The organism is Rathayibacter sp. VKM Ac-2835, assembly GCF_013266705.1.
Classification (GTDB): Bacteria; Actinomycetota; Actinomycetes; order Actinomycetales; family Microbacteriaceae; genus Rathayibacter.
This window is the reverse complement of sequence record NZ_JABSNQ010000004.1, coordinates 13,991-35,671: the sequence shown is the minus strand read 5'-3', so window position 1 is coordinate 35,671 and position 21,681 is coordinate 13,991. Positions and strand designations below refer to the sequence as shown.

The following is a 21,681-nucleotide window of genomic DNA, read 5'->3' as shown; positions in this document are numbered from 1 at the left end:
CGGGACCGGCGGCTCAGCGCCCCGCCTGCACCGCGTGCAGCGTCGCGTAGCGCCCGCCCGCCGCCAGCAGCTCCTCGTGGCTGCCGGTCTCGACGATCCGGCCGCGCTCGAGCACGACGATCGTGTCGGCCGAGCGGATCGTCGAGAGCCGGTGCGCGACGACCAGAGTGGTGCGGCCGCGCATCAGGCGCAGCAGCGCCTCCTTGACGGCCGCCTCCGACTCCGGGTCGAGCGCGCTGGTCGCCTCGTCGAGCAGCAGCACCCGCGGGTCGCGGACCAGGGCGCGGGCGATGGCGATCCGCTGGCGCTGACCGCCGGAGAGGCGGGCACCGCGCTCCCCGACGACCGAGTCGAGGCCGTCCGGCAGCTCACGGACGAACTCCAGCGCGTTCGCGTCGCGGAGGGCGGCGACGATCCGCTCCTCGCCGACGCCGGTCAGTCCGTACGCCACGTTGTCGCGGATCGAGCCCTCGAAGAGCACCGAGTCCTGCGGCACGACCGAGACGGAGCGGCGCCAGGTGCGCAGGTCGAGCGTCTCGGCGTCGACGCCGTCCAGGAGGATGCGGCCGCCGGTCGGACGGAGGAACCCCAGCACCAGATTGAGCATCGTCGACTTGCCGGAGCCGGAGGAGCCGACGAAGGCGACCGTCCGGCCCGGCTCGATGTCCAGGTCGATGCGCTGGACGCCGACGCTGCTCGCGACGTCGGCGCTGCTCTCGGTACCGGCGCCGTCCGCGCCGTAGCGGTAGGTGACGCCCTCGAGGCGGATCCGGCCGCGCACCTCGGCCGCCTGCGCCTTGCCCTCGTTCTGCTCGAGGTCCGGGTCCTCGAGCAGCTCGCCGATGGAGCGGATCGACTCGGTGCCGCGGGCGATCACGGGCAGCAGCATCAGCAGGTTGGTCATCGCCCCGGTCAGCAGCGCGAAGTAGGAGCTGAGCAGGACGACCTGCCCGGGCGTGATCGGCAGCCAGCCGCTGATCGAGACCCAGGCGGCGAGCACGAGGCAGGCGATGCCGAGCAGCTGGAGGCTCACCCAGGAGAGCGAGGCGAAGCGGCCGTTCAGCAGATCCAGGCTGTAGCCGGCGGAGCGGACGCCCTCGGCGCCCGCGGCGACCCGGGCGACCGCGGTCTGCTCGAGGCCGTGCGCGCGGGTGATCGGGATCAGCGTGGCCATCTCGCCGACCCGCGCCGAGAAGTGCTCGACCTCGCGGCGGAACTGCTCGTTGCTCTGCCGGGAGCGGCGGCCGAGGAAGGCGCGCAGCAGCACCGCGAGCGGGATCGCGCAGGCGTAGACGGGGAGGAAGGCGGGCACCTCGATGGCGGTCATGACGATCGCGCCGATCGCCACCATCGTCGCGGAGAGCAGCGGATGGCCGACCTGCTGGTACATCACCTCGATGTTCTCGACGTCGCGGACGACCTTGGTCTGCACGACCGAGGAGCTCGCGCGGGAGTGGAAGCCGATCGAGAGGTTCTGCAGCCGGGCGGCGAGGGCGTTGCGCAGGTCGGTCCCGGTCTGGCGCACGGCGCTCATGTAGAGCCGGGTGTACATCACGTGGTTGGGGTAGTTCTGCAGCAGCGCGACCAGGGCGATGCCGGCCCACAGCCAGAGTGTCGACTCCGGACCGCCGGCGACGACGACGTCGACGATCGCGCCGGTGACGACCGGGAGCAGCCAGAGCGGCGTGTCCTTGACCGCGAAGAACAGCACGGCCACGACCACCCGCGGGCGGTAGCGGCCGAGCAGCCGGAGGGCGGAGCGCCCGGGGTGGCGGCGGTCGAGCAGCAGCGGGGCCTGCGAGGCGCGGGCTTCTCTCACGAGACGGTCGACTCCGATCCGAGCGCCCCAGCGCGGCCGGGAGCGGCCGCTCCGGCGGGGACGTGACCTCGACGCTACCCGGGGCCGCGTCCTCCCGGCAAGCGTTTTCCTGGCTAGGGTGCATCGGACCGACCCGCGCCGGGAGAGCCGGCGCATCCGACCCGGAGGACCCGATGATCGAGCCGATGCCCCTGCGCGAGGACGCCTTCGCCGTGCCCTACTGCGACCCCGTCTTCGACGGCCCGACCGACCCGGTGCTGGTCGCGGACACCCTCCGGGGCGAGTGGCGCCTGTTCTACACCCAGCGGCGCGCGACGCTGGATCTCTGCGGGGTCGAGTGGGTGCACGGCAGCGCCGTCGGAGTCGCGGTGTCGCGAGACGGCGGGGTCACCTGGGAGTACCGCGGCACCGCGGCCGGTCTCGACGCCGGGCTGACCGCGCAGCCGCCGACGCTGTGGGCGCCGGACGTCGTCCGACTCGGCGACCGCTGGTGCATGTTCCTCACCCGGATCGACGGGGCGCCCGGCGACTGGAGCGGGCGGGCGACGATCGCGCAGTTCGAGAGCGACGACCTCGAGAGCTGGCGCCTCCTCGGCGAGATCGACCTCGGCTCGGAGCGCGTGATCGACGCCGCCGTCGCGCGCACCGGCGATGGGCGGTACCGGCTGTGGGCCAAGGACGAGCGGCGCGATTCGAGCACCGTCGTCGCCGTCAGCGACGACCCCGGCGATCCCGCGTCCTGGCGGATCGAGGGCGTCGCCGTCGGCGGGCGCCCGCACGAGGGGCCGAAGGTCCTCCCGCTCGCCGGGCGGTACTGGCTGATCACCGACGAGTGGCGCGGGCTGGCCGTGCACCACTCCCCCGACGGCGTCGGCGACTGGCGCCGGCAGAGCGAGCGGTCGGGTCTGATCCTGACGGCGCCCGAGCGGCTCGACGGTGCGCCGATCGTCGCCCGGCACGCCGACGTGGTGCCCCTGGGCGGGGACCGCGCCCTGATCATCTACTTCACCCATCCGGGCTGGGACGGCAGCGAGCTCGCCTCGATGCCGCCGTCCGTGGAGCGTCGCCGCTCGCACGTGCGCGCCGCCGTGCTGACCGTCGTCGACGGCGTGCTGGTCTGCTCCGACACCCCGTCGGGCCCGTCGGCTTGACGTGCGCAAGTCGCCGCCGTATTTTGGGGCAAACGCTTTCCCGAAACGTTTCATTTCACTTCGGGGTTCGAAACGATGATGTTCTCGAAAGGACGACGATGTTCCGCTCACACAGCAAGCGCTACTCGGCGGTGGCCGCCGTGGCCGTGGCCGCCCTCGCGCTGACCGGCTGCTCCGGTGGAGGCTCCGGGGCTTCCGCCACCCTGGACCCCGACGAGGAGATCACCCTCGACTACACGTTCTGGGGCAACGACGACCGTGCCGCCCGCTACGACCAGGCCATCGCGCTGTTCGAGGACGAGCACCCGAACATCACCATCAACTCGACCTTCACCGACTACCCCGGCTACTGGGAGAAGCGCCAGACCGAGGCGGCCGGCGGCGGACTCCCCGACGTGATGCAGTTCGACTACACCTACCTCCGCCAGTACGGCGACAACGGCCTGCTCGGCGACCTGTCCGAGTACTTCGGCGGCGCGGTCGACGAGACCACCATCTCCCCCGAGCTGCTCGCCACCGGCGAGCTCGACGGCGCGACCTACGCGATCCCCACCGGCTACAGCGCCTGGGCGGTCTTCCAGAACCAGGACCTCCTCGCCGCGAACGGCGTCGAGCCCTACGCGGGCGGCGGCAGCTGGGAGGACTACGCGGCGTACGTCGCCGACGTCACCGCCAAGACCGGCGGCGCCGTCTACGGGGGCACCGACTACACCGGCCGCATCCAGAACTTCGAGCTGCAGCTGCGCGCGGACGGCAAGGAGCTGTTCACGGAGGACGGCGAGCTCGGCTTCACCGAGGACGACCTCGCCGCGTTCTGGGAGCAGGGCGACGAGATGCGCACGAGCACCGGCGTGCCGGCCGCGCGCCTCCAGGAGCTGCTGCCCAAGTCGGGCTTCGGCGCCGGCATCGCGACCAGCGAGATGAGCTGGAGCAACTTCCTCGGCGGCTACATCGGCGACAGCGGCGCGTCCGAGATCGTGATGACCGCCCCGCCGACCTCGGACGAGGGCAGCAAGGACCTCTACCAGAAGGTCGGTCTGATGCAGGCGATCTCGTCCGCCACCGAGCACCCCGAGGCCGCCGCGACGTTCCTCGACTTCCTGATCAACAGCCCCGAGGTCGGCGAGATCTTCGGCGCCACGCTGGGCATCCCCGCGTCCTCCGAGCAGCTCGCGGGTGCGAACCTCGAGGGCCCGGACAAGCAGGTCGCCGACTACCTCGACTCCGTCGAGGACCGCATCGGCACGGCTCCGGCCGCACCCGTCGCCGGCTACGGCGCCATCGAGGCGAACTTCCTCGACCTGGGCACCAGCCTCGGCCTCGGTGCCGTGAGTGTCGACGAGGCGGTCCAGCAGTTCTTCGACGAGACCGACGTCACCCTCCAGAACTGATCCGCTCCCTCTCCTACTGATCCCCTTCATCCAGGCCAGGAAAGGCATCACATGACGACGACGTCGACCCCGAGCGGCACCGCCGCCGACGGTCGCGTCACGCCCCTCGCCGACCGGACGAGCACTCCTCGTCCGGTCGGCGGTCAGGCGCGGCGGCGACCGAAGCGGGACACCCTGGCCGGCTACGCGTTCCTCTCCCCGTGGCTGATCGGCTTCGTCGGGCTCACGCTCGGCCCGATGCTGATGTCCCTCTACTTCTCGTTCACGGACTACAACCTCTTCCGGGCGCCGGAGTGGATCGGCACCGGGAACTTCGAGCGCCTGTTCGGCGACCCGAAGTTCCTCCAGTCGGTGCAGCTCACCCTCGCCTACGTCTTCATCGGCACGCCGGTCAAGCTCGCCGCCGCCCTCGTCGTGGCGATGCTGCTCAACTACAGCGCGAAGGGCACCGGCTTCTTCCGCTCAGCCTTCTACGCGCCGTCGCTGATCGGCGCGAGCGTCAGCATCGCCATCGTCTGGCGGGCGATGTTCTCGACCGACGGACCGGTCGACTCCGGACTGCAGATCTTCGGCATCCAGATCGGCGGCTGGGTCGGGGTCCCCGCCCTGATCCTGCCGATGATGATCATCCTGGCCGTCTGGCAGTTCGGCGCCCCGATGGTGATCTTCCTGGCCGGCCTCAAGCAGGTCCCGGCCGAGCTCTACGAGGCCGCGATGGTCGACGGAGCGGGTCCGTGGCGGAAGTTCCGCAGCGTCACGCTGCCGATGCTCTCGCCGGTGATCTTCTTCAACCTGCTGCTCGAGATGATCAACGCCTTCCAGGTCTTCGCCTCGGCGTACATCATCGGCAACGGCACCGGCGGTCCGGCCGGCGCGACGAACTTCTACACCGTGTACCTCTACACGCGCGCCTTCACGAACAACCAGATGGGCTACGCCTCGGCGATGGCCTGGGTCCTCCTCCTCTTCGTCGGCGTCCTCGCCTTCGTCCTCTTCAAGACCCAGAAGAGCTGGGTGCACTACTCGGGAGACACACGATGACGACCTTCGACACCACGCTCCCCTCGGCCGACACGCAGGCGCTGACCGAGCCCGCGCCCCGCCGGCGCCCGCGCCGCAAGCGCCCGAAGACCGCGACGCTGGTCTGGATCGCGGCGATGATCGTGCTCACCGCGATCGTGCTCTACCCGCTGATCTGGATGGGTGCCGCCGCGTTCAAGCCGAACAGCGAGTTCGGCGGGCAGACCTCGCTGCTGCCGCAGAACCCGACGCTCGACAACTTCGTCAAGGTGCTCGCCGGCGTCGGCGGAGTCCCGCTCTGGCGGTTCTTCCTCAACTCGACGATCCTGGCGGTCGGCTCGGTCATCGGAGTCGTGATCTCGTCCTCGATGGCGGCCTACGCCTTCGCCCGGCTCGACTTCCGAGGCCGTCCGCTCTACTTCGCGCTGATGATCGGCACGCTGCTGCTGCCGATGCACGTCCTGCTCATCCCGCAGTACACGATCTTCCGCACCCTCGGGATGATGGACACCTACTGGCCGCTGCTGATCGGCAAGTTCCTCGCGACGGAAGCGTTCTTCGTCTTCCTGATGGTGCAGTTCATCCGCAACCTGCCCCGCGAGCTCGACGAGGCCGCGCGGATCGACGGCGCCGGCCACCTGCGCATCTTCGGCTCGATCACGATCCCGCTGATCCGCCCGGCGCTGATCACCTCGTCGATCTTCGCCTTCATCTGGAGCTGGAACGACTTCCTCGGTCCGCTGCTCTACCTGAACACGCCCGACCAGCAGCCGCTGCCGCTCGCGCTGCGCGTCTACAACGACCAGACCTCGGCGTCCGACTACGGAGCGACCATCGCCGTCTCGGTGCTCGCGCTGCTGCCGGTGCTGATCTTCTTCATCATCTTCCAGCGCTTCCTGGTCGACGGCGTCGCCACCCAGGGCCTCAAGGGATGAGCCGCGCGTCACGAGCGCAGCGCGAGGCGCGCGCCGCCGCCGCCGACGGCACGGCGTTGCGCTGGCCGGGGGCGGCGAACCGGTTCGCGCTGTTCGCCGAGGTCCTCTTCACGGGGCTCCTCGTCACGCTGCTCGCGCTGCCGCTCGTGACGCTGCCGCTCGCCCTCGCGGTCGGTGCCCGGCACCTGCGCCGCTTCGTCCTCGACGAGCCGTCGCCGCTGCGGACGGCACTGGCGGAGGCCCGCACCGGCGTCCTGCGCTCGCTGCCGGTCGGTCTCGCGCTGCTGGCGCTCTCCGCGGTGCTCGGCCTCGATCTGCTGGTCGCCTCGACCGGCGCGCTGCCCGGGGCGACCGCGGTCGCGGTGGTCTGCGCGGCGCTGCTCGCGGGTGCGCTGGTCGTGGTGCTGACGGCGTCGGCGCTCTGGCTCCCGGAGTCGCACTGGCTCCCTCTGCTGCGCGAGGCGGCGGTCCTCGCGGTCCGCGACCTGCGCGGCTCCGGTGCGCTGCTGGTGGCGCTGGTGCTCGCCGGTGTGGTCACCTGGCAGCTGGTGCCGCTCGTCGTGCCGGCGCTCGGCTGCACGGTGTTCGCCGCGCTGGCCGTGCGGCTGTCGCGGACGGCGCCCGCGGCGCGCTGAGCGCGACCCCTCACGACGATCGTCTCCGCGATGATCACCACCACGACTCGATGACGACGACCACGGAAGGCGCACGGCACGGATGATCCACTACGGAGGCGACTACAACCCGGAGCAGTGGGACGAGAGCGTCTGGCCGGAGGACGCGCGGCGGATGCGCGAGGCCGGCGTCACGACGGTCAGCCTCGGCATCTTCGCCTGGGCGCGGATCCAGCCCGACGAGGAGACCTTCGACTTCGGCTGGCTCGACCGCGTGCTCGATCTGCTGCACGAGCACGGCATCTCGGTCGATCTGGCGACCGCGACCGCCTCGCCGCCGCCGTGGGCCACGGCCGCCTACCCCGGCATCCTGCCGCAGGACGAGAACGGCGCCACCTACTGGCCGGGCAGCCGCCAGGCCTACCGCCCCACCTCTCCGGACTACCGGCGCCTCGCGGCCCGGCTCGTCACCGCGATCGCCGAGCGCTACCACGACCACCCCGCGGTGGTGCTCTGGCACGTCAACAACGAGTACGCCTGCCACCTGCACCACGACTACTCCGACGACGCGGCCGCCGCGTTCCGGGTCTGGCTCGAGCGGAAGTACGGCGACATCGACGCGCTGAACCGGCGCTGGGGCACCTTCTTCTGGTCGCAGCGCTACGCGTCGTTCGCCGAGATCGTGCCGCCGCGGAAGGCTCCGTACAGCCACAACCCGGCCGGGCTGCTCGACTTCCGCCGCTTCACCTCGGACGCGCTGCTCGAGCTCTACACGATGGAGCGCGACATCATCCGCGCGTCGGGAGCGACGCAGCCGATCACGACCAACTTCATGGGCGCCTTCCCGCCGCTCGACTACTGGAAGTGGGCGGCCGAGGTCGACGTCGTCAGCGACGACAACTACGTCGATCCCGCCGATCCGGAGTCGTTCCGCACCGCCGCGTTCACCCGCGATCTGATGCGCTCGCTCAAGCCGGGTGTGCCGTGGCTGCTGATGGAGCAGGCGACCGGCGCCGTCAGCTGGCGGCCCTCGAACGCCGTCAAGGCGCCCGGGCAGATGGCGGCGCTGTCGATGCAGGCGGTCGGGCGCGGGGCCGACGGCGTGCTCTTCTTCCAGTGGCGGCAGTCGCGCCGGGGCAGCGAGAAGTTCCACTCGGCGATGCTGCCGCAGGCGGGCGTCGGGACGCGCACCTGGCGCGAGGTCGTCGAGCTCGGCCGGGTGCTCGGCGAGGTGCCGGAGCTCTCGGCAGCCGGCGGCGGTCCGACCGGCTCCGGCGCCCGGATCGCACTCGTGCTGGACTGGGAGAACTGGTGGGCGATCGGCAACCCCGACCACCCGGTGGTGCTCGACCTGCTCGAGCTCGTGCAGCGCTGGTACTCGGCGCTGCACCGGCAGAACCTCGCCGTCGACCTCGTGCTGCCGACCGCGGATCTGGCCGCCTACGACCTCGTCGTGCTCGCGCACTCCTACCTGCTCACCGATGCGGCGGCGCAGAACCTCACCGCGTTCGTCGAGCGGGGCGGGCGGCTGCTGGTCACCGCGTTCAGCGACGTGGTCGACGAGGACGACGCCTTCCGCGAGGGCGGCTTCCAGGTCGGGCTGCGCGAGGTGCTCGGCGTCACGGTCCTCGAGTTCGCCGGGATCGGGGCGGCCGGCGCGGAGGTCGCCGGTGCTCCCTTCGGCGTCCTGCGCGGCGAGCTGCTGGCGGAGGAGCTCGGGGTGCTCGTCGACCCGTCGGACGAGCGGCCGGTCGAGGTCCTCGGCCGCTACTCCTCCGGACCCGCGCTGGGCAGCCCGGCACTGACCGCGCGGCGCACCGGCACGGGCACCGCCTACCACCTCGCGACTGTCCCGGACGACGCGGGCATGCTCGCGCTGACCGCCTGGCTCGCGCAGGAGTCCGGCATCGCCCCCGTGCTGCGCACCGGGAGCCCCTGGGTCGAGGCGGCCCGCCGCGGAGACGTCCTCACGGTGATCAACCACGGCCAGGACCCCGTCGACGTCGCCGTCTCCGGCACCGACCTCGTCACCGGCCACCCCGTCGACACCGTGCACCTCGAGCAGTACGCCTGGGCCCTCGTCCGCGCCTGAGGCCCCTCCCCTCCCGCGAGATGCCAGGTGTGCACGCTTCTACCGGCGTGTCGCGCTCACAAGTGGCATCTCGCGGGGAGCGGAGTGGGCGGCAGCGATGTCGGCGGCGACCGCGTGCAGGGACGAGCGGACGAGACGGGCGGCGGGGTCGAGCTCGCCCGACCAGGCGACGCGGAGGGTGCGACCCGTCCAGCGCGGGCCGTCGACCGGGACGGCGACCACTCCGCGCGGCAGTCCGGCGATGGCGAGCGCCGGGACGGTGGTGACGCCGAGCCCCGCGGCGACGTAGCCGAGGCGGCTGCTCCAGCCGACGATCTCGGCGACCACCCGCGGCTGCGCGAGGGCCGGCCATGCGCCGAACTGCGGCTCGCCGCGCGCGCCCCGGCCGACCACCCAGTCGGCGTCCGCGAGATCGTCGGCGGAGAGCGCGCGGGCGTGCGCCCACGGGTGCCGCTCGCTCACGGCGACGTGCAGGGACGCCGCCGGCAGCGCCTCCGTGTCGATGCCGTCGAGGTCGTACCCGTCCGGCTCGGAGCCGACGGCGACGATCGCGACGTCCAGGCGCCCGGCGCGCAGCCGCCGCAGCTGCACGGGCGTCGAGGACTCGAGCAGGGAGACGTCGATCGCGGGATGCGCCCGGGTCACCCGGGCGATCGTCTCGGGCGCGAGGTGCATGGCGGCGGTCGGGAAGGCGCCGAGGCGCACGCGGCCGAGCAGCGGGCGGCCGAGGTCGGCGACCTCCCGGGCGGCGGCGTCGAGGTGGTCGAGGATCGCCGCGGCGTGCCGCGCGACGCCGACGGCGGCCGGGGTGGGGACGACGCCGCGCGGACCGCGCTGGAAGAGCGGCGCGCCGACCGCCTCCTCGAGCGCGGCGATCTGCTTCGAGACGGCCGACTGGGTGAAGCCGGTCTGCTCGGAGGCACCGGTGAAGGACCCGGTGCGCAGCACGGCGACCAGGGCGCGGAGCAGCTGCGGGTGCACGTCGAGGGTCATCGCCCCAGTATGCGCGCGCCATTCCTTCACGGAATGCTCGGCGTGCCGATCAGTCGCTACCGGAAGGATCGCGGCACGGGGAGAGTGGTGGCATGACGACTTCCCGAACCTGGTTCCTGACCGGCACGTCGAGCGGCTTCGGCCGGCTCTGGGCCGAGGCGGCGCTCGAGCGCGGCGACCGCGTCGCGGCCACGGCCCGCGACCCCCGCAGCCTCGACGACCTCGCGGAGCGCTTCCCCGACCGCCTGCTCCCGCTCGCGCTGGACGTGACCGACCGCGACGGCGTGCTCGCCGCGGTCGGCCGCGCCCAGGAGCACTTCGGCTCGATCGACATCGTGGTGAACAACGCCGGCTACGGGCACTTCGGCATGGTCGAGGAGCTGACCGAGCGCGAGATCCGCGAGCAGATGGAGACGAACTTCTTCGGCGCACTCTGGGTGACCCAGGCCGTGCTGCCGGCGCTGCGCCGCTCCCGGGGCCGGCTGCTGCAGGTGACGAGCGAGGGCGGCGTCCGTGCCTTCCCCGGCATCGGCGGCTACCACGCCTCGAAGTGGGCGCTGGAGGGACTGAGCGAGTCGCTGCGGCAGGAGGTGGCGGGCTTCGGCGTCCGGATCACCTGTGTCGAGCCCGGTCCCTACGCCACCGACTGGCTCGCACGCGGCTCGCGCCGGAGCGCCGAGCTGCCCGAGTACGCGGCAGTGCACGCGGACGGGCCGGACTTCTCTGTGGGCGACCCTTCGGCGACGAGTGCCGCGATCCTGCAGCTCGTCGACGCGGAGGACCCGCCGGCGCGGCTCATCCTGGGGACGGTCCTGCCCGCGATCGAGGAGCTCTACGCCGAGCGCCTGCGCACCTGGCGCGAGTGGGACGACGTCTCGGTGCGGGCGTTCGGCTCGGCGCAGTGACCGGCGGAGGGGAGGCTCTGACCGGTCCTGTCCCGGGCTGGAGCGGCGTGGCGGTGGGCGAGGTCGTCGATCCGCACGACCACGAGGTGTCCGCGCCGGCGTCCGACACTCTGCAGCTGATCCTGGTGACCGCCGGCTCCTACCTGATCGAGAGCGCCCGACCGCACGGCCGCTGGGCGCACGGGCACGCGGCGCCGGGACGCTCGGCCGCGACGGCGCCGGGGCGCGAGATCCGTGCGGCATGGCGCAGCACGAGCTCCGAGACGTTCCGCTCGCTGCACGTCACCGTCGCCGCGCCGCTGGTCGCCGGGGTGCTGGAGGGCGTCCCCGGAGCGTCCGCCGAAAGGCTCGACTTCCTCGCGGTCGGCGACGACTTCGTCCGCTCCGCGATGCTCGAGCTCGCCCGCGCCGCGCGGGCCGGAGCGCCGTCCCTGCTCGCCGACGCGGTGGGCACGGCGCTGGTCGCGCACCTGCTCTCCCTGCCGGAGCCCACGCCGGGCACCGCCGCGCTCTCCCGCGCGCAGCTCGCCCTGGTGACCGACCACCTCGCGGCCCGGCTCGCCGACCCGGTGACCCTCGACGAGCTCGCCGCGCTCGTGCACCTCAGCCCCTTCCACTTCCTGCGCCGCTTCTCCGCCTCGACCGGGTCGACGCCGATGCGGCACCTGACCGCCCTGCGGATGGAGCACGGCCGCGACCTGCTGCGCCGCTCCGACGCCCCCGTGGCCGCGATCGCCGCAGCCTGCGGCTACGGCACCCCCGCCGCGTTCGCCGCCGCCTACCGCCGCCACCACGGCGCCAGCCCGCGCGAGCACCGCCTGCCCCGCTGACGGCGGCCGGTGCTCTGCCGATCGAGCAGCGACCGGAGGGCGCGCGTCGAGATCCACCGGCCTCCCGCACGTGGGTCTCCTGGGAAGAGGCGCCCCCTTCATGCTGTTCGAGCAGCCGTGCAGCGGCGTATCGACACCCATCTCCCCCCTGGACGCCGGTCTCCTCCCCCGCCCCGCCCCGGCACCGCAGGCGCCTCTCCACTGGACAGACCGCGCCGCGGCCCCTCGGCCAGCGGCGCTCACCTAGCGGGTGCGATCCCCCGTCGTTCGGGGCCCCGGCGCTCCCGCCTTCCGCGCCACGGGTGCGTCGAGCCGCATCCTGGGCGCTGCGCTCGTCGAGTTCGGCGATCCGGGCCGATCGAGATGTCGCCGATGACGCGCTGACGGCGTTGCTGAACGAGGCGACCGAGACCGAGGCTCGGATGATCTACCGGACCATCGAGAATCTGCAAGGTGACGAGAACGTGGAAACGTCGCCCGGACCTCACGAGAATCGACAGTGGAGGTGGTCGCTGTGGCGCCGGTGAGCAGAGGGACGAGCGATCTGCAGCGGAGGATCGCAGAAGGCAGGGCTGAGCCGATCAGCGACCGCGAACGAGCGCAGCTCCGGGAGATGCGGGAGATCGACGTCCGCCGCTTCGGCAGGGATCCGGACGCGAGGCCCGCTGACAAGTCGAGGTAGGCGCGACGCCGCCGACCAGCGGCGCTCACCCGGCGAGACGTCCCGCCGCCGTCGAGGCGTCCTGCTCCGCGTGGACGCCTCGACCGCACCGGGACGCCTCGCCGTTCGGACGGAGGGTGACTCGGAGTCAGGCGCCTCGCCGCCGCGCGCGACTGCGCAGCGCCAGGACGGCGGCGGCGCTGAGCATCGCGCAGCCCGCGGCGGCGACGGTCACGGCGACGACGGTCTCCGTCCACGGGGTCGTGTCGAAGGACTGGTAGCCGGTGATCGCGGGCGCGACGACGAAGGTCGCGATCAGCAGTCCCGGTAGGGTGCTGCCGAGCAGGCAGGCGTACGCCAGCGCCGCCGACACCGACCTCCGGTAGGCCTTCGCGGCGAGGGCACCGAGGCCGACGACGGGCACCAGCCCGAGCATCATCTGCAGGAAGGGGAGCTGGAGCGGAGTGGGCGCGCCGATCAGCCCCGACAGCACCCCGTGCAGCCCGTTCAGCCCGAGGACGCCGGCGACCACGAGCGCCGTCAGTCGGAGGAGCGCGCCCCCGCCGATCGCCCGCGCCGACACCGGCAGGGCTACGGCGATCAGCAGCAGGCCGGCGCCGTGCACCTGCGCCGCCGTGCCGAGGGGCTCCCACGGATCCGCGGGGATCATGTAGTCGAAGAGATGGTCCTCGACCGACCGGTCCGTCCGCGTCCAGCCCTCGCTCGCGGCGACCCAGCGCTGCAGCGAGGCCTGCAGCTGCAGCAGCGCCGCCCCGAGCAGGAGCGCGGCGGCGAGCAGCGCCCCGCGCGGCGATCCCTGTCCGCTCCGCGCGTTCGGCGCGGACGTGCGCACCGTCTCTCGCTCCGCCATGGCCGGCACGCTAGCGCCGCCCGGCCAACGGCGGGAGAACGAGCGGTGCACGGCCCGGGAGGCGCCGGCCTCGTCCCCGCCCTGTGCCGGCGCGGATCCCGCGCGCCGAGGAGCGGTGACCGCCGAGCTCGGGCTCGCGGAACCTGCACCGGCTCGTCGGAGCACGCGGGTTCCACGAGCCCGGGCGGTTCCGACGAGCCGGACGTCCGCGGGCCGGTCAGCGCCCGTCGGCCGCGGCCAGCAGCTCCCGGACCGTGCGCGGCTCGCGTCCCAGCAGAGTCGCGAGCGTCGGGTCCGTCCCCGCGAAGAAGCCGGCCGCCGCCGCCTGGTGCATGCCGAGCAGGAACCGCGCCTGCGGCTCCGGCTGCCCGGCGGCGACGCGGCGCGCGAGCCACTCGTCGTCGCCGAGGATCCGGAACTCGATCGGCCGTCCCGCGACGTGCGCGGCGAGCTCCGCGACCTCCGCGAAGGTCGGGGCCTCGAGGGCGGTGAGGGTGACCGGTCCGTCGTGCGCCTCGTCCGCGAGCAGGAGGAGAGCGGCGGCCTCCGCCGCGTCCTCCCGGGCCGTCCACGAGACGGGGCCGTCGGACGGCACCTCGATGACGCCGGTCGAGCGCCAGTCCCCGAGGAAGAACGCGAGGCTGTGGGCGTAGAAGCCGTTCCGCAGCGAGGTCCAGGCGACTCCCGACTCCGCCAGCAGCCGCTCGGTCGCGGCGTGATCGCGGCCGGGGCCGAACGGGGTGTCGGGCGAGGCGCCCTGGTGGCTGGTGTAGAGGATGCGGCCGACCCCGGCCTCGACGGCGGCCTCGACCGCGGCGCGGTGCAGAGCCGGCGCGTCGGCCCCCGGGTCGTTCGAGGAGACGAGCAGCAGCTGGTCGGCGCCCGCGAACGCGCCGGGCAGGGACGCGGGATCGGCGTAGTCACCGCGCCGCACCACGACACCCTGGTCGGCGAAGCGCGCCGCCTTCGCGGGGTCCCGCGCGACGACGACGATCTCGCTGGCGGGCAGGGAGTCGAGGAGGTGGTCGACGGTGGCGCCGTTGAGCGCTCCGGTGGCGCCGGTGACGATGATCATGGAGGGCCTTTCGATGGGGGGGACCGCCGGGGTATCGGTGATACTGCTCGAACGATAACCCTGGAATACCAGCGATAGCAAGAGTGCGATATCGTCGATCCATGACCGCGCCCCCCACGGACACCCGAGCCCGCATCGTCGACGCGGCAGCCCGCCTCCTGCGCGAGGCCGGCCCATCGGCCGTCACCACCCGCGGCGTCGCGGAGGCGGCCGGCCTGCAGGCTCCGGCGATCTACCGGCTCTTCGGCGACAAGGACGGCCTGCTCGAGGCGGTGGCCGAGCACGTGCTGAGCAGCTGGGTCGCCGAGAAGTCGGCCGTCGTCGAGGAGGCCGCGGCCGGCGACGTCGACCCGATCGAGGATCTCCGCGCCGGCTGGGCGGCGCAGATCGAGTTCGGCCTCGCGAATCCCTCACTCTTCCGCCTGCTCAGCGACCCTTCCCGCGCGGCGGCCTCGCCGGCGGCGAAGTCGGGGAGGCGGGTTCTCGCGGCGCGGGTCCGCCGGGTCGCGGCCGCCGGTCGCCTCCGCGTCCCCGAGGAGCGCGCCGTCGGGCTGATCCAGACGGCGGGGACCGGCGTCGTGACGACCCTGCTCTCCTCCCCCGCGGCCGAGCGCGACGCGGGTCTCGCCGACGCCGCGTTCGAGGCCGTGCTCGCCGGGATCCTGACCGAGCAGCCGCCTGCCGCGGACGACGCGCCACTCGCCGCCGTCGTCGCCGTCCGCGCCCTCGCCGCGCGGCTCGCCGATCTCCGGCCCGCCGAGCGGGAGCTGCTGCGCGACTGGCTCGACCGCGTGCTCGACGGCGGCGTGCGGCGGCGGACCGCGGAGGACTGACAGGATCGCCGGGTGTCCTCCTCCGCCGTTCGCCTAGGCCGCGTGCTGCCGATAGCCGTGCTGATCGCGCTCTCGGTCGCCGGGTGCAGCGGCGCCGTGCCGATGGCGGCCGCCCCTGCCGCGGCCGCCGTCGACTGCGCCGAGATCGTGGTGCGCCTCCCCTCCGACGTCGTCGATCTCGCGCAACGGGAGACGGACGCCCAGGGCACCGGGGCGTGGGGTGACCCGGCGCAGGTGCTCCTGCGCTGCGGGGTGGCCGACCCCGGTCCCTCCGCCGAGTGCATCACCGAGCGCGACGTCGACTGGACGATCGACGACAGCGACGAGGCCGTCGTCACGGCGACGACCTACGGCCGGGACCCCGTCGTCGAAGTCGTGCTCAATGCCGGCCTGTCCGGTGGTCGCGAGATCCTCGCCGCCCTCGCGCCGGCGGTCTCCTCGGTGCCGGCGACACGGAGGTGCTCGTGAGCGGCGCACGACCCGGAGGCTCGGCCGACCGCGCACCCGGAGCCCGCGGGCGCGAGCACGCCGTCCGCGCCGTGCTGGGCGCGATGCTGGCGCTCGTGCCGCTCGCGATCGGGGCGCTCGTCGACAGCGCGAACGGGACGGCGCCCACTCCCCTGTCGGCCGACTCGTCCTTCGTCCTCCTCGCCCTCGGCGGGCTCGCCGTCTGCGCGGCGGTGGCGAGCCTGCCGGTCGGCGCCGCGACGTACCTGCTGGACCGCCTGATCGAGCGCGTCTGGACGAGCAGCGGAGGGCGCCTGGCCGCGCAGGTCGTGGCGAACGCCCTCGGCGGCGGCGGAGCCGGGCTGCTCCTGGGCGGACTCGTCGTCCCGTTCTGGCGTCCGATCGAGCGCGCACTCGTCTTCACCGGTCCGTGGGCGCTGGCCGCCGCCGCCCTGGTCCTCCTCTCGGCCGTCCTTCGGAGCCGCCGCCGCTGAGGCGCCTCCGGCGATTCCTCCGACCGGAGCGGGACTTCATGCTGATCGAGTAGCCCGCGCAGCGGGCGTATCGAGATCCACCACCGCCCGCACGAGGGCCCTTAGACCCGACGTCTCTGCGGTGGGCGGGTCTCGATACGCCCCTGCGGGGCTACTCGACCAGCATGCACTTGCTGATCGAGTAGCTCGCGAAGCGGGCGTATCGAGATCCACCCTTGTCGGTGCCGACTGCGTCGGTGTCGACTGCTCCCGAGCGACTGAGGCTCCGGTGCGGCTGCCCGGGCGGAGACACCGCCGCCGACTCCCTCTCTACCGATCGTCCCCCGCGGCGAGCGCCGCCTGCAGCGTGCGGATGAATGCACCGAGCGCGCCGGAGGCCAGGAGTCCCGGCCCGAGCGGACCGGACGGGTCCTCACCGAGCAGCGGTAGGCGCGCCAGAGCCGTCCGCACCGGGGCGCTCATCCCCGCCAGCTGCCGGTCGATCTCGGCCGCGCCGCCGTGCCCCGGATCGGCCAGCTCGGCCGCCTTGGCAGCGAACGCCGCGGCGCCGAGGGCGTGCGCGCCGAGGTGCGCGACTCCGGAGGCCTGTCCCGCCGACCAGGCCGCCGCCTTCGCCGCGGGCGACGCCGCCGACTGCGACGCCCGGCCCGCCTCGAACCGGCGCCGGATCTCCCCGGCCGCGCTCAGCTCGCCGCGGGCGAAGGCGCGTGCCCGCGCGATGCCGTCCCGTGCCCGGTCGTCGTCGGGGGCCTCCGCCTCGAACAGCGGGAGGACCTGCTCGGCGCAGTCGGCGGCCCAGGCGGCGACGAGCCGGCGGTCCTCCTCGGTCAGGGTCTGCGGAGAGGGCATGCCAGCACTCTGGCAGACGCGCGGCGGTCGCTCCGGGCGCGGATGCTCCTCCGCCTCTTGTCGTGCCGCGCGCTTCTGTGCAGTGTTGCCCGCATGAGCCTCTACCTCTCCTGCCCCGTCGCGAGCGTCGAGCGCGCCACCGCCTTCTACACCGCCCTCGGCTGGACGCGCAACGAGGCGATGTCGAACGAGAGCGTCGCCTGCTTCGCGATCGCGCCGGACCAGTACCTGATGCTCAGCAGCCGCGAGATGTACGCGAGTGTCGGCGGCACCGAGGAGCTGATCGGCGGCCCGGACACCCCGTCCAAGATGACCGTCTCCTTCGACCTCGGCAGCCGCGAGGCCGTCGACGAGCTGACCGAGCGCGCCGGCGCCGCGGGCGGCCGCATCGGCGACACCGACGAGTACCCGTTCATGTACCAGCGCCAGTTCGACGACCCCGACGGCTACCACTACTCCCCCTTCTGGATGAACCCCGACGCCTGACGCCCGCACCGGCGGCAGTCGAGGCGTCCTCGAACCGTCGAGACGTCCACCTGCACCGGGACGCCTCGACCGTTCGGGGACGCCTCGGCGCCGCCGCCGGGCATAGTGGGCACATGAGTGCTGCAGCCGACGTCCTCCTCAGCGGGCCCCGGGGGCGCCGCCTCTGCTGGGAGTACGCGACGGCGGCGGATCCCGCGCTGCACACTGCGGCGTTCCTGCTCGCGCACGCCGCGGGCGGCGGCGGGCAGTCGGTTCTGCTCTACGCCTCCGAGGACGGCGCGGACGCTCGCGATCTGCCCGTCCCCACTCTCGAGAGCCTCGCCGCGCTGATCGTGGCACTCCCGCCGACCCCCGCGCAGGACGACGCGGTCCGCGCCGCGTTCCGCAGGAGCGTCGACACCGCGTACTCCTGGCAGGAGCCCGACGCCGAGGACGTCCTCGCCGCACTGCCGGAGCTCCGCGCCGCGCTGCTCCCCGTCGCCGAGCGCGTGCTCGCCTCCCCTGCCGCGGCGACGTGGACGAGCCCCGCCACCGGGGAGCAGTGGGCCGTCGACTGGCGCGCCGACACGGCCCGCCCGCTCCCGACCGGCGCCGCCGCGCTCCTGGACGAGTGGTCCGCCGCCCGCCGCGCCGACGAGGAGCAGTCCGCGCGCGAGCGCCCGGCCGACCCGCGCGCGAGCTTCTCCGGCTCCTGGTGGTCGCTCCCCCTGCGGCTGCTGCGCACGCAGTCCCGGATCGAGGACCTGCTGGAGCTGGTCGAGGACGCCGCCGGACTCGACGCCGCGACCGTGATCCCGGTGACCGGCGCGGGCCGCACGCTCGAGCTCGACAGTGCCGACGACTGGGCCGCGCTCTGCCGCGCCTACCCCGCCGAGGTCACCGCCGCCCGCCGGCACGACTGGTGCCGGGTGACCGGCGGCGAGGGCCGCTGGCTGATCCCGGACTGGCAGCGCGTCGCCGCCGAGTGGGACGCCGTGCACCTCACCGCGCTCGGCTACCTCTCGAGCGCGACCCGGCTGATCCCGGTCGACGACGGGTTCGCCTCCGTGATCGCCGGCTGGGCCCCGGACAGCACCCTGTGGCTGACGGACACCGCGACGGAGTCGGACGGACCGCGCCAGCAGTGGCGCCGGAGCGGCCGGGACCACTGGGAGCACACCGGCTGACGGCGCGGGCTCAGCCGAGCTGCGTCAGCGCCTCCCGCAGGCGGTCGAGCGCGGCGGTGGCCAGAGCCGCCAGCTCGCCGTCCCGGCCCTCGGACCACTCGGCGAACGACTCCTTGAAGGCGAGCACTCCGAGCTCGGCGGCGGCATCGGCGACCGCCGGGGCGACCCCTCGCTCGCGAAGGGCGTCGGCCATCGCCGTCGCCATGCCGACCTTCTTCAGCAGGGCCCGCTGCTGCAGCTCGGCGCTGGTGGCGATCACCGCCTCGAGCCGCGGCCCGAGCTCGCGGTTGAAGGGCGTCATCGCGGCGGAGGCCGACACCAGCCCGGCGGCGACCGCCTGCATCGGCGTCGCCCCGGCCGGCGCCTCGCGCACCCCCTGCGCGAGGAGCGCCGAGAGCGTCTCCTGACCGGCGGCGAGCACGTCGCGCTTGTCGGGGAAGTGCCGGAAGAAGGTGCTCCGCGTCAGCCCGGCGCGGTCGGCGATCTGCGCCACCGTGGTCTCGTCGTAGCCCTGCTCGGTGAAGAGGTGCAGGGCAGCGGAGACGAACCGCTCGCGGGCGTCGGGTTCCCAGCGTGGCATGGGGAGATCCTACCGTGACGCGACAGGAGTCGCATCGCGGGGCTATGGTGATGGGATATCGGTCCCATCACTCAGAAGGAGTCCTCCCATGCGCATCTTCCTCACCGGAGCATCGAGCGCCATCGGCCTCGCCGTCACCGAGGACCTCGTCGCCCACGGGCACGAGGTGCTCGGCCTCGCTCGCTCGGACGCCGCCGCCGACCGGGTCTTCGCGGCGGGCGGCGATCCCGTCCGCGGCGAGCTCGGCGACCTCGACCTGCTGGCGGACCGCGCCCGTGCCACCGACGGCGCGATCCACCTGGCCTTCAGCAACGACTTCTCCGACCTCGATCGGAGCATCGCCGAGGAGGGCGCGGCGATGGACGCGATCGGCGCCGCGCTCGTGGGCTCCGGCAAGCCGTTCTCGCTCGTCTCGGGCACCACCTTCTCCGCGGGCGCGGTCGCGACGGAGCAGGATCCGCTGACGACGACCGGCCCGGTCGGCGGCCGCGGCGTCAACGCCGCCCGCCTCCTCGACCTCGCGAGCCGGGGCGTGCGCACGAGTGCCGTCCGCCTCCCCCGCTCGGTGCACGAGCGCGACGTCGCCTACGGCTTCGCCGGTCTCCTGATCCAGGCCGCGCAGAGCTCCGGAGTCTCCGCCTACGTCGGCGACGGCGGCCAGCGCTGGCCGGCGGTCCACCGCCGTGACGCCGCGAGCCTCTTCCGCCTGATGATCGAGCGGGGCGAGGCGGGCACCGCGGTCAACGCGGTCGCCGACGAGGGCGACACCATGCTCGCGATCGCCACGGTCATCGGCGAGCGCCTCGGTCTCCCGGTCGAGCAGGTGCCGACGGAGACGTTCGGCCCCCTCGGCGAGATCTTCGCGATGGATCAGCCCGCGTCCAGCGCCTGGACCCGCCGCACCTACGGCTGGCAGGCGACGCACCCGAGCCTCCTCGACGACCTCGCGACCGGCGACTACCCGTCCCGGAGCTGACTCGCGCCGTCCCGGACTCCGCGACAGCAGCGCGTCGCGGTCGGCGGCCGAGACTCCAGGCCCTACCGTGGGTGGTCGGTTCCGGGGAGGGCGTCGTGCGCAGCGCAGTGGTGGAGAACGGGGTCCGCGGGCGGACGCCGATGCGGGATCCGGACACGGCGTCGCGGGCGGTGATGACGCGTCGCGCCTGGTGGCTGCTCGGGCTCGGGCTGCTGATCCCCGGATCCGCGCAGATCCTCGCGGGCTCGCGGCGGCTCGGCCGCGTGGGTCTCGCCGCGACGATGCTGCTCTGGGCGGTCGTGGTCGTGCTGCTGCCGGCGCTCCTCGTCGCCCCCTCGCTCGTCTTCTCGATCGCCGCCCTCGACGGGACGCTCGCCGTCGTGCAGGGCGTCCTGTTCGCCTGCGCCGCGCTCTGGCTCGTGCTCGCGCTCGACACGCTGCGGCTGACCCGGCTGGTGAAGGTCGGGCCGCGCGCCCGCGTCGCACTCGGGGCGGCGACGGTCCTCGCGCTGCTCGTCTCGGTCGGAGCGGCGGGCTACGGCGGCCACCTGGTCGGGGTCTCCCGCGGCCTGCTGTCGACGGTGTTCGGCGATGGGAGGGCGGCCGACCCGGTCGACGGCCGCTACAACGTCCTGCTGCTGGGCGGGGACGCGGGCGAGGACCGCGCGGGGCTGCGCCCGGACAGCATCTCCGTCGCCTCGATCGACACGTCGACAGGAGCGTCGACGGTCATCGGGCTGCCGCGGAACCTCCGGTGGACGCCCTTCCCCGAGGACTCGCCGATGCACGAGCTCTACCCTGACGGCTATCCGTGGAAGGACTGCGCGGTCGATCCCTGCATGCTCAACTCGATCAACACCGAGGTCGAGCTGAAGAGCCCGGAGCTCTACCCGGACGCGGTGGCGGCGGGCAGCTCCCCCGGCATCGAGGCGACGCGCGACGCCGTCGAGGGCGCCCTCGGGCTGCGGATCCAGTACTACGCCCTTGTCGACATGCAGGGCTTCGCGAGCCTCATCGACGCGCTCGGCGGCATCGACGTCGACTACACCGGCGACGGCGACCTGCCCTTCGGCGGCGTCCTCGACGAGGACACCGGCGAGCTCGTCGGCGTGAACGCCTGGCTCACCCCCGGCGAGCACCACCTCGACGGCAGCAACGCCCTCGCCTACGCCCGCTCCCGCTACGGCTCGGCCGGCGGCGACTACGACCGGATGGTCCGCCAGCGCGAGGTGCAGGGCGCGATCCTCGCCCGCCTCTCTCCCGTGAACGTGCTGCTGAAGTTCCAGGACATCGCCGACGCTGGCGCGCGGGTCGTCCGCACGGACATCCCGCAGGGTGCGCTGGGCGGATTCCTGGAGCTCGCGCTCCGGACCCGCTCGCAGCCGGTCGGCTCGGTCGAGCTGACGCCTCCCGCGGTCGATCCGGAGGACCCGGACTACGACGCGATCCACGCGTCCGTCGCCGAGGCGCTCGCCGCGGCCGCAAGCCGCTGA

The 21,681-nt window shown here is 73.6% G+C and carries 21 protein-coding genes; 15 read left to right on the top strand and 6 right to left on the bottom strand.

What is annotated here, in order from left to right:
• Window positions 1–13 precede the first annotated feature (13 nt).
• Window positions 14–1,819, bottom strand: coding sequence for an ABC transporter ATP-binding protein (locus HRK28_RS16660; protein ID WP_367948459.1), 1,806 nt, complete (start codon window positions 1,817–1,819; stop codon window positions 14–16).
• 185 nt (window positions 1,820–2,004) lie between these two features.
• Between HRK28_RS16660 and HRK28_RS16655 the strand changes: the two genes are divergently transcribed.
• From HRK28_RS16655 to HRK28_RS16630, 6 genes are all read left to right on the top strand, one after another.
• Window positions 2,005–2,970 (top strand): glycoside hydrolase, encoded by a 966-nt coding sequence (locus HRK28_RS16655; protein WP_254304988.1) that lies wholly within the window; start codon window positions 2,005–2,007, stop codon window positions 2,968–2,970.
• A 98-nt stretch (window positions 2,971–3,068) separates the two neighbouring features.
• Window positions 3,069–4,361, top strand: a complete 1,293-nt coding sequence (locus HRK28_RS16650) for an ABC transporter substrate-binding protein (RefSeq protein WP_173252444.1) — start codon at window positions 3,069–3,071, stop codon at window positions 4,359–4,361.
• A 51-nt stretch (window positions 4,362–4,412) separates the two neighbouring features.
• Entirely contained in the window at window positions 4,413–5,402 is a 990-nt protein-coding gene (locus tag HRK28_RS16645; protein ID WP_173252443.1) for a carbohydrate ABC transporter permease, read from the top strand.
• A complete protein-coding gene (locus tag HRK28_RS16640) occupies window positions 5,399–6,316 on the top strand; it encodes a carbohydrate ABC transporter permease (RefSeq protein ID WP_173252442.1) in 918 nt (305 codons plus the stop codon). Before HRK28_RS16645 ends, HRK28_RS16640 begins: the two co-directional genes overlap by 4 nt.
• Window positions 6,313–6,951, top strand: coding sequence for a hypothetical protein (locus HRK28_RS16635; protein ID WP_173252441.1), 639 nt, complete (start codon window positions 6,313–6,315; stop codon window positions 6,949–6,951). Before HRK28_RS16640 ends, HRK28_RS16635 begins: the two co-directional genes overlap by 4 nt.
• An 82-nt stretch (window positions 6,952–7,033) precedes the next feature.
• Window positions 7,034–9,022: a beta-galactosidase gene (locus tag HRK28_RS16630; protein WP_173252440.1), complete on the top strand. Its 1,989-nt coding sequence runs from the start codon at window positions 7,034–7,036 to the stop codon at window positions 9,020–9,022.
• Window positions 9,023–9,061: 39 nt separating this feature from the next.
• On the opposite strand, the gene HRK28_RS16625 is transcribed toward HRK28_RS16630, so the two are convergent.
• Window positions 9,062–10,015, bottom strand: coding sequence for a LysR family transcriptional regulator (locus HRK28_RS16625; protein ID WP_173252439.1), 954 nt, complete (start codon window positions 10,013–10,015; stop codon window positions 9,062–9,064).
• 92 nt (window positions 10,016–10,107) lie between these two features.
• Between HRK28_RS16625 and HRK28_RS16620 the strand changes: the two genes are divergently transcribed.
• Together HRK28_RS16620 and HRK28_RS20905 are read left to right on the top strand one after the other, a co-directional pair.
• Window positions 10,108–10,920, top strand: coding sequence for an SDR family NAD(P)-dependent oxidoreductase (locus HRK28_RS16620; protein ID WP_173252438.1), 813 nt, complete (start codon window positions 10,108–10,110; stop codon window positions 10,918–10,920).
• Complete coding sequence (locus tag HRK28_RS20905; RefSeq protein ID WP_173252437.1) at window positions 10,917–11,750, top strand: AraC family transcriptional regulator; 834 nt, start codon at window positions 10,917–10,919, stop codon at window positions 11,748–11,750. The genes HRK28_RS16620 and HRK28_RS20905 overlap by 4 nt, the downstream gene beginning before the upstream one ends.
• A gap of 809 nt (window positions 11,751–12,559) precedes the next feature.
• Here the strand turns inward: HRK28_RS20905 and HRK28_RS16610 are convergent.
• Window positions 12,560–13,282: a hypothetical protein gene (locus HRK28_RS16610; RefSeq protein WP_173252436.1), complete on the bottom strand. Its 723-nt coding sequence runs from the start codon at window positions 13,280–13,282 to the stop codon at window positions 12,560–12,562.
• 217 nt (window positions 13,283–13,499) lie between these two features.
• Complete coding sequence (locus tag HRK28_RS16605) at window positions 13,500–14,357, bottom strand: NAD(P)H-binding protein (RefSeq protein ID WP_173252435.1); 858 nt, start codon at window positions 14,355–14,357, stop codon at window positions 13,500–13,502.
• Between the two features lie 101 nt (window positions 14,358–14,458).
• On the opposite strand from HRK28_RS16605, the gene HRK28_RS16600 reads away from it, so the two are divergent.
• From HRK28_RS16600 to HRK28_RS16590, 3 genes are read left to right on the top strand one after another with little or no spacing between them, the layout of a single operon-like run.
• Window positions 14,459–15,190 (top strand): TetR/AcrR family transcriptional regulator, encoded by a 732-nt coding sequence (locus HRK28_RS16600; protein WP_173252434.1) that lies wholly within the window; start codon window positions 14,459–14,461, stop codon window positions 15,188–15,190.
• A gap of 42 nt (window positions 15,191–15,232) precedes the next feature.
• The gene (locus HRK28_RS16595; RefSeq protein ID WP_367948458.1) at window positions 15,233–15,658 is read left to right on the top strand and encodes a DUF3515 family protein; all 426 of its coding nucleotides are present in this window, start codon (window positions 15,233–15,235) and stop codon (window positions 15,656–15,658) included.
• Window positions 15,655–16,131, top strand: a complete 477-nt coding sequence (locus HRK28_RS16590) for a hypothetical protein (protein WP_173252433.1) — start codon at window positions 15,655–15,657, stop codon at window positions 16,129–16,131. Before HRK28_RS16595 ends, HRK28_RS16590 begins: the two co-directional genes overlap by 4 nt.
• A 309-nt stretch (window positions 16,132–16,440) precedes the next feature.
• Here the strand turns inward: HRK28_RS16590 and HRK28_RS16585 are convergent, their stop codons facing one another.
• On the bottom strand, window positions 16,441–16,980 hold the full coding sequence (locus HRK28_RS16585) for a putative immunity protein (protein ID WP_173252432.1): 540 nt from the start codon (window positions 16,978–16,980) through the stop codon (window positions 16,441–16,443).
• 93 nt (window positions 16,981–17,073) lie between these two features.
• Between HRK28_RS16585 and HRK28_RS16580 the strand changes: the two genes are divergently transcribed.
• Entirely contained in the window at window positions 17,074–17,466 is a 393-nt protein-coding gene (locus HRK28_RS16580; RefSeq protein ID WP_173252431.1) for a VOC family protein, read from the top strand.
• A gap of 113 nt (window positions 17,467–17,579) precedes the next feature.
• Complete coding sequence (locus HRK28_RS16575; RefSeq protein WP_173252430.1) at window positions 17,580–18,632, top strand: hypothetical protein; 1,053 nt, start codon at window positions 17,580–17,582, stop codon at window positions 18,630–18,632.
• 10 nt (window positions 18,633–18,642) lie between these two features.
• Here the strand turns inward: HRK28_RS16575 and HRK28_RS16570 are convergent, their stop codons facing one another.
• Window positions 18,643–19,212: a TetR/AcrR family transcriptional regulator gene (locus tag HRK28_RS16570; protein ID WP_173252429.1), complete on the bottom strand. Its 570-nt coding sequence runs from the start codon at window positions 19,210–19,212 to the stop codon at window positions 18,643–18,645.
• A gap of 88 nt (window positions 19,213–19,300) precedes the next feature.
• Between HRK28_RS16570 and HRK28_RS16565 the strand changes: the two genes are divergently transcribed.
• Together HRK28_RS16565 and HRK28_RS16560 are read left to right on the top strand one after the other, a co-directional pair.
• A complete protein-coding gene (locus HRK28_RS16565) occupies window positions 19,301–20,188 on the top strand; it encodes an SDR family oxidoreductase (RefSeq protein ID WP_173252428.1) in 888 nt (295 codons plus the stop codon).
• A 95-nt stretch (window positions 20,189–20,283) separates the two neighbouring features.
• A complete protein-coding gene (locus HRK28_RS16560) occupies window positions 20,284–21,681 on the top strand; it encodes an LCP family protein (protein WP_367948457.1) in 1,398 nt (465 codons plus the stop codon).

Coding starts and splice junctions, on each gene's coding strand:
- HRK28_RS16575 (WP_173252430.1), top strand. CDS start 17,580: ATGAGTGCTGCAGCCGACGTCCTCCTCAGCGGGCCCCGGGGGCGCCGC.
- HRK28_RS16585 (WP_173252432.1), bottom strand. CDS start 16,980: ATGCCCTCTCCGCAGACCCTGACCGAGGAGGACCGCCGGCTCGTCGCC.
- HRK28_RS16640 (WP_173252442.1), top strand. CDS start 5,399: ATGACGACCTTCGACACCACGCTCCCCTCGGCCGACACGCAGGCGCTG.
- HRK28_RS16630 (WP_173252440.1), top strand. CDS start 7,034: ATGATCCACTACGGAGGCGACTACAACCCGGAGCAGTGGGACGAGAGC.
- HRK28_RS16565 (WP_173252428.1), top strand. CDS start 19,301: ATGCGCATCTTCCTCACCGGAGCATCGAGCGCCATCGGCCTCGCCGTC.
- HRK28_RS16600 (WP_173252434.1), top strand. CDS start 14,459: ATGACCGCGCCCCCCACGGACACCCGAGCCCGCATCGTCGACGCGGCA.
- HRK28_RS16650 (WP_173252444.1), top strand. CDS start 3,069: ATGTTCCGCTCACACAGCAAGCGCTACTCGGCGGTGGCCGCCGTGGCC.
- HRK28_RS16605 (WP_173252435.1), bottom strand. CDS start 14,357: ATGATCATCGTCACCGGCGCCACCGGAGCGCTCAACGGCGCCACCGTC.
- HRK28_RS16570 (WP_173252429.1), bottom strand. CDS start 19,212: ATGCCACGCTGGGAACCCGACGCCCGCGAGCGGTTCGTCTCCGCTGCC.
- HRK28_RS16580 (WP_173252431.1), top strand. CDS start 17,074: ATGAGCCTCTACCTCTCCTGCCCCGTCGCGAGCGTCGAGCGCGCCACC.
- HRK28_RS16620 (WP_173252438.1), top strand. CDS start 10,108: ATGACGACTTCCCGAACCTGGTTCCTGACCGGCACGTCGAGCGGCTTC.
- HRK28_RS16625 (WP_173252439.1), bottom strand. CDS start 10,015: ATGACCCTCGACGTGCACCCGCAGCTGCTCCGCGCCCTGGTCGCCGTG.
- HRK28_RS16610 (WP_173252436.1), bottom strand. CDS start 13,282: ATGGCGGAGCGAGAGACGGTGCGCACGTCCGCGCCGAACGCGCGGAGC.
- HRK28_RS16635 (WP_173252441.1), top strand. CDS start 6,313: ATGAGCCGCGCGTCACGAGCGCAGCGCGAGGCGCGCGCCGCCGCCGCC.
- HRK28_RS16645 (WP_173252443.1), top strand. CDS start 4,413: ATGACGACGACGTCGACCCCGAGCGGCACCGCCGCCGACGGTCGCGTC.
- HRK28_RS16655 (WP_254304988.1), top strand. CDS start 2,005: ATGCCCCTGCGCGAGGACGCCTTCGCCGTGCCCTACTGCGACCCCGTC.